The 12,924-nt window shown below is 64.4% G+C and carries 13 protein-coding genes; 8 read left to right on the forward strand and 5 right to left on the reverse strand.

The genetic code is table 11. The annotated features are described in order from the left end of the window. Nucleotides 1-34: 34 nt before the first annotated feature. From QAZ22_RS17775 to QAZ22_RS17785, 3 genes are read right to left on the reverse strand one after another with little or no spacing between them, the layout of a single operon-like run. Complete coding sequence (locus QAZ22_RS17775; protein WP_278202057.1) at nt 35-1,123, reverse strand: TonB family protein; 1,089 nt, start codon at nt 1,121-1,123, stop codon at nt 35-37. 2 nt (nt 1,124-1,125) lie between these two features. Then, a complete protein-coding gene (locus QAZ22_RS17780) occupies nt 1,126-1,584 on the reverse strand; it encodes a hypothetical protein (protein ID WP_278202058.1) in 459 nt (152 codons plus the stop codon). Nucleotides 1,585-1,590: 6 nt separating this feature from the next. Further along, nucleotides 1,591-3,780: a TonB-dependent hemoglobin/transferrin/lactoferrin family receptor gene (locus QAZ22_RS17785; RefSeq protein ID WP_278202059.1), complete on the reverse strand. Its 2,190-nt coding sequence runs from the start codon at nt 3,778-3,780 to the stop codon at nt 1,591-1,593. 199 nt (nt 3,781-3,979) lie between these two features. Between QAZ22_RS17785 and hemP the strand changes: the two genes are divergently transcribed. The 5 genes from hemP to QAZ22_RS17810 are packed head-to-tail and all read left to right on the forward strand — an operon-like array spanning nt 3,980 to nt 8,107. Beyond that, a complete protein-coding gene (gene hemP, locus QAZ22_RS17790; RefSeq protein WP_278202060.1) occupies nt 3,980-4,186 on the forward strand; it encodes a hemin uptake protein HemP in 207 nt (68 codons plus the stop codon). Nucleotides 4,187-4,243: 57 nt separating this feature from the next. Continuing rightward, nucleotides 4,244-5,299, forward strand: coding sequence for a hemin-degrading factor (locus QAZ22_RS17795; RefSeq protein ID WP_278207873.1), 1,056 nt, complete (start codon nt 4,244-4,246; stop codon nt 5,297-5,299). 11 nt (nt 5,300-5,310) lie between these two features. Next, a complete protein-coding gene (locus QAZ22_RS17800; RefSeq protein WP_278202061.1) occupies nt 5,311-6,204 on the forward strand; it encodes a hemin ABC transporter substrate-binding protein in 894 nt (297 codons plus the stop codon). A 6-nt stretch (nt 6,205-6,210) separates the two neighbouring features. Continuing rightward, nucleotides 6,211-7,311, forward strand: a complete 1,101-nt coding sequence (locus tag QAZ22_RS17805) for an iron ABC transporter permease (RefSeq protein WP_278202062.1) — start codon at nt 6,211-6,213, stop codon at nt 7,309-7,311. Nucleotides 7,312-7,318: 7 nt separating this feature from the next. After that, entirely contained in the window at nt 7,319-8,107 is a 789-nt protein-coding gene (locus tag QAZ22_RS17810; RefSeq protein ID WP_278202063.1) for a heme ABC transporter ATP-binding protein, read from the forward strand. 115 nt (nt 8,108-8,222) lie between these two features. Here the strand turns inward: QAZ22_RS17810 and rirA are convergent, their stop codons facing one another. Continuing rightward, nucleotides 8,223-8,684 (reverse strand): iron-responsive transcriptional regulator RirA, encoded by a 462-nt coding sequence (rirA, locus tag QAZ22_RS17815; RefSeq protein WP_278072988.1) that lies wholly within the window; start codon nt 8,682-8,684, stop codon nt 8,223-8,225. Nucleotides 8,685-8,896: 212 nt separating this feature from the next. Here rirA and QAZ22_RS17820 point away from each other — a divergent pair, with 212 nt between their 5' ends. The 3 genes from QAZ22_RS17820 to QAZ22_RS17830 all read left to right on the forward strand — a co-directional run bounded on the left by QAZ22_RS17820 (nt 8,897) and on the right by QAZ22_RS17830 (nt 11,386). Continuing rightward, nucleotides 8,897-10,192 carry a DUF445 domain-containing protein gene (locus QAZ22_RS17820; RefSeq protein ID WP_278202064.1) on the forward strand — a complete coding sequence of 432 codons (1,296 nt, stop codon included), beginning with the start codon at nt 8,897-8,899 and terminating at the stop codon, nt 10,190-10,192. Between the two features lie 68 nt (nt 10,193-10,260). Then, nucleotides 10,261-10,689 (forward strand): TIGR01841 family phasin, encoded by a 429-nt coding sequence (phaP, locus tag QAZ22_RS17825; protein WP_278202065.1) that lies wholly within the window; start codon nt 10,261-10,263, stop codon nt 10,687-10,689. Between the two features lie 199 nt (nt 10,690-10,888). After that, nucleotides 10,889-11,386 carry a MaoC family dehydratase gene (locus QAZ22_RS17830; RefSeq protein WP_126088743.1) on the forward strand — a complete coding sequence of 166 codons (498 nt, stop codon included), beginning with the start codon at nt 10,889-10,891 and terminating at the stop codon, nt 11,384-11,386. A 30-nt stretch (nt 11,387-11,416) separates the two neighbouring features. Here the strand turns inward: QAZ22_RS17830 and QAZ22_RS17835 are convergent, their stop codons facing one another. Further along, nucleotides 11,417-12,823 carry a PLP-dependent aminotransferase family protein gene (locus QAZ22_RS17835; protein ID WP_278202066.1) on the reverse strand — a complete coding sequence of 469 codons (1,407 nt, stop codon included), beginning with the start codon at nt 12,821-12,823 and terminating at the stop codon, nt 11,417-11,419. Between the last annotated feature and the right edge of the window lie 101 nt (nt 12,824-12,924).

Raw genomic sequence — 12,924 nt, forward strand, 5'->3', positions numbered from 1 at the left:
ATCCTGACGGGTTAAGACGGCTTCAGCGGTGGGCCTAAAAGGGCCCGATCCGCGCTTTGAACAGCCAACTTGACCTTCCGGTCTCGGGTGGAATGGGAGGGAAGGGGGCCTGCTTGCGCACCAGCGTCAGGGCGAATTCATCGAGCTCGGCAGACCCTGAGCTTTCGGCGAGCTGCAAGTCGCTGATGCTGCCGTCGGCCCCGACGATGAAAACCACCCTGGCATTGTTGCGAGCCTTGGCCTGGACCGATTTCGAAACGCGACGGTTGGCGCGGGCAAGCTTCTTTTGAATTTCGCCACTGTAGCGGGATTCCAGGGCGTTGCCGGCGGCGGCCTTTACCTTGCCCCTGCTGGCGATGACCGGCGCATCGCGCGCATCGCCATCCGCTGTTTCCGCGCCGCGCGTTTCAACGGGTTGGCCTGACCCTGCCGATCCGGCTCGCGCTACGGCCGGGGCCGGCGGTTGCTCGGGCTCGGCGGGGCGCGCTTCGGCGCTTCGAGGTTCGATCGCGGCTGTCGGATCGCTGTCCTTGGGAACACTCTGATCGGCCTGGCGCGGCGCGGCGGCCGCCAGGATATCCGGCGTGGGGGTTGGCTCTTTGACGGCTTCTGGCTTGGGCTGAGACGTCACCGGTTCGCTTGCCGGTTGCGGCGCTTCGGCTGGCGGAGTGGGCTCTACGGCCCGCGGTTTCACCGGTTGCGGATCCGGCACCAAGGTTACATCCACCGCGCCGGACGCGGCGTCATTCAAGGCGCTGCCCTGGGCGTTGGCGCCTGACTGGTCGGTGCCCTCGGCCTGGATCGCGTCTTGAGAGTCGAATGTTCCGGCGGGCGCGATCAGAAACGCCGCCGCCACGGCGCCATGGAGCAGGCCGGAGGCGACGATGGCCACTGGCCATTTGCGCGGCCCGGCCGTTTGCCGCGGCTGCACAAGCTGCTCGGCCGGCGTGACCGCCAATTCGCTGCCTGCGTCGGAGAGGTGATCGATGTCCTGCATATCTGGCGCCGAGACCTGCCGCGCGCGATGGGGAGTTGTCAAATCAAGATCGGTTGCCGCCCATGGCAGCGTGCCGGGAGCGGGCCATGCCATGGTGTCCTGCGGGAGGGCCAGATGCAGTCCCATCTCTATACACCAAAAGCGATGCCGGTCTTGGTCGAGGTTTTCAGACCGCGCATGCAAGCCGCTGGATCGACGCCGGTGCCGACGCATTCCGTCGCGCTGTTGATCAGCACGCGGCCGATCTTTCCGCAATCGGCGCCGGCGAGGTCGAAGCGGGTGACCTTCGTCTTGCTGGCCGGCAGATCCTTGAAGTCGAGCACGGTGAGGCGATCGACAACGCCGACCTCGTTGAACAGCGCGATCTCGAAAGCCGCCTTCGAGAGGTCGGCGCCGAGCGCGTTGTTGACGACGAAGGCCAGCCGGCAGCCCTTGTCGGAGGGCTGCGCGGCGTTGAGCTCCAGGCTCAATGTCGGAACTGGAGCCTGAACCGAGGCCGGTGCCGGCGTGGACTGGGCCCACGCCGGCACCGGGCCGAGCGACATCGCCAGCGCCAAGAGACGAAGCGATGTCGTTGAGCGTGGCATGTCCGGTCAGCCTCCGAAGCGCATGGTTGCCGCCAGCTTCAGCGTGACGCCGGGTTCGTAGAGAACCGCGGTCGTGCTTCCGTTGAGCGGGTTGGTGTATTTGACGTCGAACAGATTGTCGGCACGGAAATCGACCTTGAGATTGTCCGTCGCCTGGTAGCTGGCAAAGGCATTGACCAGCGTATAGTCCTTAGCCACCGGATTGCCCCTGGGCTTGCCGTTGTACTGCACTTCGCCACCGACGGTGAGCTTGTCTTCGAGGAAACGGAGGCCGAGCTGCGCCGTCACCTGCGAAGAAGGGATGGTGGCGAGGTCGGCCCGCTCGCCTTCATAAGAGACGGTGTGGCCGTTGATGATCGAGGCCGAGAGGCCGGCAAAGCTCCAGCCGGCGTCGTAGACGCTTTCCAGCTCGAAGCCATTGATCTTGGCCTTGGCAAAATTCTGGTACTGGAAGCAGATCGGGATGCCCGGGCCGAACGGGCAGCCGCTGGTCGGATCGAAAGCCGAGAGCGTGACGCCGTCGATATAGTCCTCGACATTGTTGTTGAAATAGGCGGCCTTGAGCCGCAGTGCATCGCCGGCCTCGAGAATATCGTTCTGCTTGTAGTTGACACCGAACTCGACGGTCTTGCCGGTTTCAGGCTTGAGATTGGGGTTGGGCAGGAACGGGAAGGTGACGCCGGCGGGGTGATTGCCACTGATCAGCGTCTCCGTCAGTGAGGGTGACCGGTAGCCTTCCGCGTAGGTGCCATAGAACTGCAGGCCCGCGAGGCCGGCGCTTTCGAAAGGCGAGACGCCGACGGTGATGCGCGGCGACAGCCTGTCACCCGATGTCTCGTGGTCGGAGTCCTTCAGGCTGTAACTGTCGTAGCGCAGGCCGGCGATGATCTCGATCCATTCCCAGGTCAGCTTGTCCTGGATGTAGGCGCCGGAGACGTTGCGTTTGCCCGACGGCGTGTAGAAGCTGTCGCCGCCGGCTGTGCCGCCGGTCTCGACGTCATCGCCGACCCAGTCGCCGCCATAGGTCAGCTCATGCGCGATGCCGGCGGCCTCGAAGCGCGACGTGTTCCAGATGTCGATGCCGGTCGTCCCGACATCGAAGGTCGACAGCGAGCCGGCGGGCAGCACCACGGGCAGACCCGTGCTGGGGTCGAACCGGTTCTGCGGAACGAGCGTCTTCAGATCGAGGTTGGTCTTGTTGTAGGAGGCGTTGATGTGGAGGTCGAGCCAGCTCTTGGCATCGTCGGTGATGTTGTAGCGGGCGGTGAAGGTGTTCGACTTGAGGTCGACATCGTTGGCGGGAACGCCGCTGCTGGTCTCCGTCCAGCCGTCGCTCGAGCCGATCCAGCCGAGCTTCAGCTCGCTGTTTTCGCTCGGACGAATGGTGGTCTTGAGCAGACCGCTCAGCACATCGAAGCCGGTGCCGGCCACGGTGTCGCCGCCGCCATTCTTGTAGTCGCCGTAGTCGCGATAGACGATGTTGCCCAGAACATCCCAGTTCTCGTTGAAGCGGTAGGCGCCGCTGGCGCTGGTGGTCCAGCCCTTGCCGTTGCTTTCATAGCGGCCGGTAACGGAGGCGGCCCAGCTTTCCTCCGGCTTGAGGAAATCCTCGGCATCCTTGGTATCGAAGAAGACGACGCCGCCGATGGCGCCGGAGCCATAGGTGTTGGCGACCGGGCCGCGGATCACGTCGACCGATTTGATGAGCTCGGGATCGACATAGAAAGTCGACTGCGTGCCGTGGTCGGAGCGCTGGAAGTCCTGCCTGGCGCCGTCGACGATCACCGCGACGCGGCCGAAATCCTGCAGGCCGCGGATGTTGATGCTGGAGCTGACGCGCCGCGCGTCGGCCTGGACGGCGACGCCCGGAACGCCGAGCAGCATTTCGTTCGGCGTCGTCGCCATGCGGCGGTCGAGCTGTTCCCTATCGACATGGCTGGCCGATGCCAGCGACTGGATCGCCGTTTCGCCAGTGCGGCTGATGACCAGGATCTTGTCGAGCAGGGTCGAGCCGCCTGCAGGCTTCTCGTCAGTCTTCTTTGCTTGATCCGTCTGCTGGTCAGCCGGAGGCTGCGTGGCCTGTTGCGCTTTGGCCGCCGGCATGCCGAGCGCGATTGCCGCAGCGCCGGCAAGCAGCGCCGCCATTCCCTTCGCCATCGACCGATCTGTCGGCCGTCCCCAATTCACCAACCCCATGCCCCAGCTCCAAATTTTCAGGCTCGATGCTGGCTGGCGCGGGGCTCGCTCGCATTTTTGATCACATCCGGCGTCTTAAATGTTGACTCATTTAGTCCAGTAATGCACGACTAGTAAACATGATTATTCGAGTCAAGAATTTAATCGGCATTTTACGAGGCGCCTGCCAGGTGGCCGGCACAGGAAAGGACCGAACGAGATGAACACGTACAATCCCAACGACTTCCGCTATCGCGTCCGCCGTTCAGACGACACGCCAACGCGATTCGAGCGCGTGCCGATGGCGGTGCGCACGCTCTCCAGCAACACGCTGTTCCAGGGCGAGGACGAGATCGGCATCGAGCATCACGGCGCGCTCTACCGCCTCAAGATCACCCGCCAGGGCAAGCTGATCCTCAACAAGTAAGCGCGGCCAGCGGGCGGCCGCCAAACAGAGCAGACAGGAAGTGGGTAGGTGGACGACATGGACCAGCGCGTGAAGCCGTCGCCGGACGAGATCCGGCGGGCGCGGGAAGACAATCCGAAGCTGCGAGAGCGTGATCTTGCGGCCCAACTCGGCATTTCGGAAGCCGAGCTGGTCTCGGCGCATTGCGGCCAAGGCGCCGTGCGCGTCGAGCCGCGCGTCAACGATCTGCTGACCGGCCTCGAAGCGGTCGGCGAGGTGATGGCGCTGACCCGCAACGAGAGCGCCGTGCACGAGAAGATCGGCGTCTATGACAAGATCGTCACCGGCAACCACAATGCCATGGTGCTTGGCGAGAACATCGACCTGCGCATCTTCCCGAAGATGTGGGTACACGGTTTTGCCGTCGAAAAGCGCGACGGCGGCGAGATCCGTCGCAGCCTGCAGTTCTTCGATGCGGCCGGCGAGGCGGTGCACAAGGTGCATCTGCGGCCAGCGTCGAATCTCTACACCTACCAGAAGCTGGTGGCGGACCTCGAAGCGTCAAACCAAGAACCAAGCGTCACAATCGCCCCAAGAGCGCCGGAAGGCGAAGTGGAAGGCTCAGTTGCGACCACCGACGACCTGCGCGACCGCTGGAGCCGGATGACCGACGTGCATCAATTCTTCGGCATGCTGAAGACGTTGAAGCTCAGCCGCCGCCAGGCGGTGCGCATGGTCGGCCAGGACTATGCCTGGCTGCTCGACAACGATGCCGTCAGCGCCATGTTCCACCACGCTGCCGAAGGCGAAATGCCGATCATGTGCTTCGTCGGAAACCGCGGCTGCATCCAGATCCATTCCGGCCCGATCAAGTCGGTTAAGCCGATGGGGCCGTGGATCAATGTGCTGGACGAGACCTTCCACCTGCATCTCAGGACCGATCACATCCAAGAAGTCTGGGCGGTGCGCAAGCCAACCAAGGACGGCCATGTCACCTCGCTCGAGGCCTATGACGCCAAGGGCGGCATGATCATCCAGTTCTTCGGCAAGCGCCACGAAGGCGAGGGCGAGCGGGAGGACTGGCGCTTCCTCGCCGAGAACCTGCCCCGCATTCCCAGCCCGACCGCTGCATGAGGCAAGGCCCGATGTGTGTTGTCTTCCGTTTCCGCTCGGCGCTTGCGCCATTGCTTGGCGTTCTGCTTGCTTTCGCCGCTCCGCCTGCCGGAGCAAATGAAAACACGGCCGTCTTCTCGGATACGTCGCGGATCGCTTCGATCGGCGGCTCGATCACCGAGATCGTCTACGCGCTTGGCGAGGAAGGCCATCTCGTCGCCCGAGATTCGACCAGCTCTTTCCCGCAAGCCGCGCTCGAGCTGCCCGATGTCGGCTACATGCGTGCGCTGTCGCCGGAGGGCGTGCTGTCGGTCAATCCGTCGGGGATTCTCGCGCTCCACGGCAGCGGCCCGAAGGAAGCGGTCGATGTGCTGAAAAAGTCGAGAGTGCCCTTCATCGAGGTACCCGAGCGCTACAGCCATGAAGGCATCCTCGAAAAGATCCGCATCGTCGGCAAGGCGCTGGGCGTCGACGCCAAGGCCGAGAAACTGGCGACCGAGATCGATGCGAAGCTGAAGTCGGCCGAGAAGCAGACGGCTTCGATCAAGGAGCGCAAGCGCATCCTGTTCGTGCTGTCGACGCAGGGCGGCAAGATCCTGGCCGCCGGCAGCGACACCGCCGGCGACGGCATCATCAAGCTCGCCGGCGCGGTCAACGCGGTCGACGGCTTCTCCGGCTACAAGCAGATGTCGGACGAGGCGATCGTCACCGCCAGGCCGGATGTGATCCTGACGATGAAGAACGCTGGCCCTCCGATCGCCGAGGACGAGTTGTTCGCGAACCCGTCGATCGCGTCGACGCCCGCGGGCATCGCCCGCAAGGTGATCAGTATGGACGGCGGCTATCTGCTGGGTTTCGGGCCGCGCACGGCCGAAGCCATCCACGATCTTGCCGTCTCGTTCTACGGCAGCCAGGTCACGGACTGAGCGGCCATGGCCGAACAGTCGATTGCCGGTCCGGCAGGTGGGGCGATGGCATCCGCCGGCGACCGATCGGCACGGGCAAGGGTCGTCATCCTGCTTTTGTCGCTTGCGCTTGCGCTGTCCGTGTTCCTGTCGCTGACCTCGGGCGCTTCGGACGCGTCCGCCGTCCGAGCCATTCGTGACTGGCTCACGGGAACCGTGCCAGTCGATGCGGCGCTCGCCGCCCGCGACCAGCTGATCGTCTTCGACATCCGCATGCCGCGCGTCCTGCTTGGAGTGCTGGTCGGCGCCGCTCTCGCCGTTTCCGGCGCGGTAATGCAGGGCCTGTTCCGCAATCCGCTTGCCGATCCCGGCCTGATCGGCGTCTCTGCCGGATCGAGCCTTGGCGCGGTAGCGATCATCGTGCTCGGCACGACCTGGCTCGCACCTGTCACGCTCGCCCTCGGCTCGCTCGCCTTGCCGCTGGCGGCTTTCTTCGGCGGCTTGGCGGTGACATTGTTGCTTTACGCCATCGCGACGCGTCAGGGCCGGACATCGGTTGCCACGATGCTGCTCGCGGGCCTCGCCATCGCCGCCCTTGCCATCGCGCTCACCGGCATCCTGATCTTCATGGCCGACGACCGGCAGTTGCGCGACCTGACCTTCTGGCAACTCGGCTCGCTTGCCGGCGCGACATGGCCGAAGATCGGCACCGTCGGCCCGGTAATCGTACTGGCACTGTCCGCGATGCCGTTCCTGTCGCGGGGCCTCAACGCGCTGGCGCTCGGCGAGGCAACCGCCGGCCATCTCGGCATCCCGGTGCAGCGGCTGAAATACACGGCCATCGTCGGGGTTTCGGCGGCGGTCGGCGCGTCGGTTGCCGTCAGCGGCGGCATCGGCTTCATCGGCATCGTCGTGCCGCATCTCTTGCGTCTCGCGATCGGTCCCGACAACCGCTACCTTTTGCCGGCCTCGGCCTTGCTCGGCGCCTCGCTGCTGCTGCTCGCCGACGCGATCGCCCGCACGATCGTCGCTCCGGCCGAGCTGCCGATCGGCATCGTCACGGCAGTGACCGGTGCGCCGTTCTTCCTGTGGATACTGCTGCGCAAGCGCGGCATCGTCGATTTGTGAGCTGTCCATGATCGATGCACGCGACATCTCGGTGGCGATCGGCAATAAGCGCATCGTATCCCATGTCGATTTCGCGGCGCCGCCGGGCGAGGTGACGGCCATCGTCGGACCGAACGGCTCGGGCAAGACGACGCTGCTCAGGGCGCTGACGGGTGAGCTCGCCTATGCCGGCACGGTCACGCTCAACGGCCGCGATCTATCGACCATAAAACCGGTCGAGGCAGCGATGCGGCGCGCCGTGCTGCCGCAGTCGACCAGTCTGTCCTTTCCGTTCACTGTGCGTGAGATCGTTCGCCTCGGCCTGATCGGAGGCCGTTCGGGCGTGCTGCCCGGCGAGGATGCGCGCCTGCCTGAGCGAGCGCTGGCGCGCGTCGATCTCGATGGTTTTGCCGGGCGCTTCTACCAGGAGCTTTCCGGAGGCGAGCAGCAGCGTGTGCAGCTTGCGCGCGTGCTGTGCCAGGTCTGGGCGCCGGTACTGGAGGGCAGGCCGCGCTATCTCTTTCTCGACGAGCCGGTTTCCAGCCTCGACGTCAAGCACCAGCTCATCATCATGGACATCGCGCGCGATTTCGCCCGGCGAGGCGGCGGCGTGGTGGCGATCCTGCACGACCTCAACCTGACGGCAATGTATGCCGACCGCATCTCAGTGCTGCATCGCGGCCAAGTGGCGGCTGCCGGTTCGCCGAAAGACGTGCTCAACGACGAACTGATCGAAAAGGTCTTCGACTGCCGCCTCAAGGTCGGCGTGCTGCCTTCGGCAAGCGTGCCGTTCGTGCTGCCGCAATCGGCGGCTTAGGCGTAGCTGCGTCGCTGCGCTCCTCGCTCCGCCTGTGAATGACCAAGTCATGGACGGCGGCGCGCCCGGGAAGCCGTGGGCGGCGGCGCCCTCGAAAACCGAGCCCAGGGTTCGATTACGCCGCCGGAGCGCGCTGCTCCAACAGGTCGATGCCAAGCAGGTGGCGCACGTTCGGGCGCGCCGCGACGAGGTCGGCGATCGTGTAGCGGGAGAGCACGGCGAAGAAGGCGTTGAGCGCCTCGCGCAGCGCCGAATTCAACGCGCAGCTGTCAACCAGCGGGCATTCGGCGGCGTCGTTCTCGAAGCATTCGGCCATGGCGAAGCTCTCTTCCGTGACGCGTACGACATCGAACAGGCTAATCTGCTCGGCCGGGCGGCCGAGCCTCACGCCGCCGTTCCTGCCGCGCACGGTTTCGACCAAGCCTGCTTCGACCAGTGGCTGCAGGATCTTGAACAGGAACAGCTCCGAAACCGAGTAGGCGGCGGCGATCTCGGGGATACGGCTCAGCCTGTCGGTGTTCGCAGCGCAGTACATCAGTATGCGCATCGCATAGTTGGTCTGGCGCGTGAGCCGCATGGTATCCTCGCGAAAATATTAGCTTGAGCCGAATATGGCCCATAGTTTGGAACAATTCCAGACTGGACCGCCACATAGCTGAATAATCGTGTCAACTTTTTGTGCATGCCGGTGCGCATGGCCGGCCCGATATGCCTCATACGCTTTTGAGCGGGCGTTTCGCCGGCGCAGGCACTAGATAAGTCCGGGTGCAAATAGGAAACGGCCTTTCCATGTCACGATCAGCTCCGGCCCTCGCGCCGGTTCGATTCGACGCCGATGCGCAGGCAAAGCTCTCGGCATTGCGGCGGACCAAGATCATCGCCGCGGCCGCGCTCGCTTTGTGCGTCCTCGTCTTCTCGCTCGCCAAGTCTTTCCAGGGCAATCATCCCTGGCTCGGCTTCGTCGCCGCCTTTGCCGAGGCGGCGATCATAGGCGGGCTCGCTGATTGGTATGCGGTCGTCGCGCTGTTCAGGCGGCCGCTCGGCCTGCCGATCCCGCATACCGCCATCATCCCGGAAAACCAGCACCGCATAGCCGACAATCTCGGCCGTTTCATCGAGGCCAATTTCCTCGCGCCGGAGCCGGTGCGGGAAAAGCTTGCCGAGGTCGACTTTGCAGCTCTCGTCGCCGACTGGCTGGCCGATGCCGAACGCGCCGCCGACTTGTCGCTGTTCGTCGCCCGGCTGGTGCCGCAGACACTTGCCGCGGTGGAGCAGTCCGGGCTGCGCGACTTCGCCACCAGCCGCATGCTGGAGCAGATCGAGAAGGTGCCGCTGGCGCCGCTTGCCGCCGACCTGTTGTCGGCGCTCACCGACGACCGTCGTCATCAGAAGCTGTTCGACGAGTTCACCAGGGTGGTCGGGCGTTTCCTGAACGACGAGAAGGCCCTGACGACGATGCGCGAGAAGATCCGCGAGGAACTGCCGTCGCTGTTCAACCTGTTTCGTGCCGACGCCTATCTCCTGAAGAAGATCGTCGCTTCGGCCGGGTCGCTGCTGGAGGAGGTGCGGGCCGATCCCGATCATCCGATGCGCGGCGAATTCGACCGTTTCGCGCTCGGGTTCATCGAGCAGCTACGGACGTCGAAGCAATATGCAAGACGCGCCGAGAAGCTGAAGCGCGATTTCCTTGGCCGTCCGGAAGTCAGGGCGCTGGCCGGCGACACGTGGGCAAGCCTGCGCCTGTTCATCGAGCAGGACGCCAAGGCGCCCAATTCGATGATCCGCGAGCATCTTGCCAACATGTTCGTCGAGGTCGGCCGGCATCTGGCCGACGATGCGCAGATCAGGGCCGACATGAACCAGGGCTTCGTCGTCGCGCTCGCCTCCTTCGTCGAAAGCCAGAAGAGGGGCGTGTCGAAATTCATCGCCGACCAGGTCAAGCGCTGGGACCTGGCCCAGTTGACGCGCCTGATCGAGATGAACATCGGCAGGGACCTGCAATATATCCGCTTCAACGGCATGGTGATCGGCGGCCTGGCCGGTTTGGTGCTCTATACGGCCGAGCGGCTGTTTCTCCTCAATTGACGCGGGCCGGGCGCGCACTATTCTCCCTAGCGGGCGCCGCAAAAGGCGGCAGATCGGGAGGCGACGATATGGCAAGACGACCGGAATCCGACTCTTTCCTCGACATCTTCAGCAGGTTCGGCCGCGACCTGAAGCTGCCCAAGGTCGACGTTCAGGCGATCCTCGATCATCACCGCAAGAATCTCGAGGCTCTGGAGAAGTCGGCCAGGGCAAGTGCCGCCGGCGCGTCGTCCGTTCTGTCGAGGCAGCACGAAATGGTGCAGGAAGCGCTCAGCGAAATCACCCGGATGGCACAGAGCTACCAGGCCCCGGGCAATCCGCAGCAATTGATGACAAAGCAGGTGGATTTCGCCAGGAAATCCTTCGAGACAACGCTGAAGAATGCCGGCGAGGTCGCCGACCTGGTCCGGAAGTCCGGCACCGAATCGATCGAAATCCTGCGCGACAGGATCAAGGACGCGATGGCGGAAATCCGGGCAGGCTACGACGGCAAGTGAGCCATCCGGTTTCCAGTATTTCCGAATCGGGTTCGTGCGTTGAACAACCGGAGCGCGGGGCTGCGCGTTTCCTGCCAGCCGTAAAACCGTCAACTCCAGGAGCGAAATCGCGTCTAGGCGTGAAATCGCCGCGCCGCGAATTGACAGGAGCCGCCGGTTCATGGTCGGGAGACTGGCAGAAGCCACCAGGAAAGCAGGAATGACGGAAAATCGGCCGAGAACGCCGCCGACCTTCGAACAGTTGCGGACAATGGCCGGCCAGGAGATCGGCGTGTCGGACTGGACGACGGTCGACCAGCAGCGCATCGACCAGTTCGCCGAATGCACGGGCGACCATCAGTGGATCCATGTCGATCCGGAGCGTGCGAAACGACAGAGCCCGTTCCGCACCACGATCGCGCATGGCTATCTGACGCTGTCGATCATCGGAGCATTGGCGCTCGAGATGGGCATCGTGCCGGAAAACACCCAGGCCGCCTTCAACTATGGCTTCGACAAGGTGCGTTTCCTGGCGCCGGTGAAGTCCGGCGCGCGCATCAGGCTGCGCACGACGCTGCTTTCCATGGAGGACCGCGGTCCCGGCCAGTATCTGATGAAGGCCGCGAACACCGTCGAGATCGAAGGCGAGCAGAAGCCGGCGCTGACGGCCGAGACGCTGGTGATGATGTATGAGCGCCGCAAACGGGCAGCAACCTGATATTCAGGTTGGACCGGCCCGCGACGCAACCTAGCGGCGGGACGCCGCCATCGCCCTCTCAAGCACCCTGAAGATGCGCTCGTCGGCGCACTGGGTAACGTTGAAGCGCATGAAGCGGCCGGCGGTGTGCGACAGGCTGAAGACTTTGCCGGGCGCCAGCACGACGTTTTCCGCCAGCGCATGGCGGGCGACGTCGGCGGCGTCGATGCCGTCGGGCAGGCGGCACCACAGGAACATGCCGGTGGGCTGGTCGATCCAAGGCACGATACCCATGGCTTTCAGTTTGCCACCGGTTTCGGCCATGGCGCGCGACAGGCGGGTGCGCAATTGCTCGACATGCTTGCGGTAGCTGCCGTCCTTCAACAGGGTCAGCACCAGTTCGGCGGACAGCCGCGCACCGCCGAATGTCGTGGCGATCTTGAGATCGGTCAGGCCTTCCATCCAGTCGGGTGGCGCGGCGATGAAGCCGCAGCGCACCGAGGCCGACAGCGTCTTGGAGAAGGAACCGATCTGGACGACGCGCTGCAACCCGTCGAAGGCCGCGAGCCTTGGGGCAGGGCTATGCTCGAAGTCGGCGAAAATATCGTCCTCGACGATGGTGAGGTCCGCCTGGTCGGCAAGCTTCAGGAGCCGATGCGCGGTGACCGGCGACAGGATCGCGCCCGTCGGGTTGTGGATGCCGGAATTGGTGATGTAGAGGCGTGGCCGGTGCTCGGCGAGCGCCTCGGCGAAGAGTTCGATGTCCGGTCCCGAAGGTGTGTAAGGCACGCCGACGACCTTGGCCTGGTGGGCGCGCAACAGCGCGTGAAAGTTGAAATAGCAGGGATCGTCGACCAGGACCGCATCGCCGGGCTCGATCAGGAAGCGACACAGAAGATCGATCGCCTGGGTGCCACAATCGGTTAACATGATTTGGTCGGGCGAAACCTCGATGCCGTGACCGGCCATGCGCCTTGCCAGCAATTGGCGTAAAGGCGGCAGGCCGAGCGGCGTGCCGTAATCGGCAAGCGCCACGTCGTCCGCGCGGGCGGCGGTGCGCAGAGCCCGGCGCAAGGCGGCCTGCGGCATCCAGGACGCCGGCAGCCAGCCGCAGCCAGGTTTCAGCATCTCACCTGCTTCCAGCGATTGCCTGGAAACCCAGAGTGGGTCGACGGCGCGGTCAAGCCGAGGGCCGATCTCGGCCAGCGACAATGGCGCAAGCTGGCCGGCGGCATAGAAACCGGAGCCCGGGCGCGAACGGATCGTGCCTTCCGCCGCGAGGCGCTCATAGGCTTCGACCACAGTCGACTTCGAAACCTGCATGGATTTGGCCATGGCCCGTATCGACGGCAGGCGGGCTCCCGGTGTCAGCGTGCGCGCCGCGATCCGCTGGCGGATCACCGCCATGACGGTTTCGACGAGAGTGGCGCCACTGGCATTTGGGCCGGATACGTCCATCTGTACTTCCCCGCGGACCATTACAGTTTTGTGGAATTGTACCCCATTGTCTCTGGCAATGCCACGTGCCGCACCGGTACGGAAGCGCAAACGGAGCGGAT

This window comes from Mesorhizobium sp. WSM4906, from assembly GCF_029674625.1.
GTDB lineage: Bacteria > Pseudomonadota > Alphaproteobacteria > Rhizobiales > Rhizobiaceae > Mesorhizobium.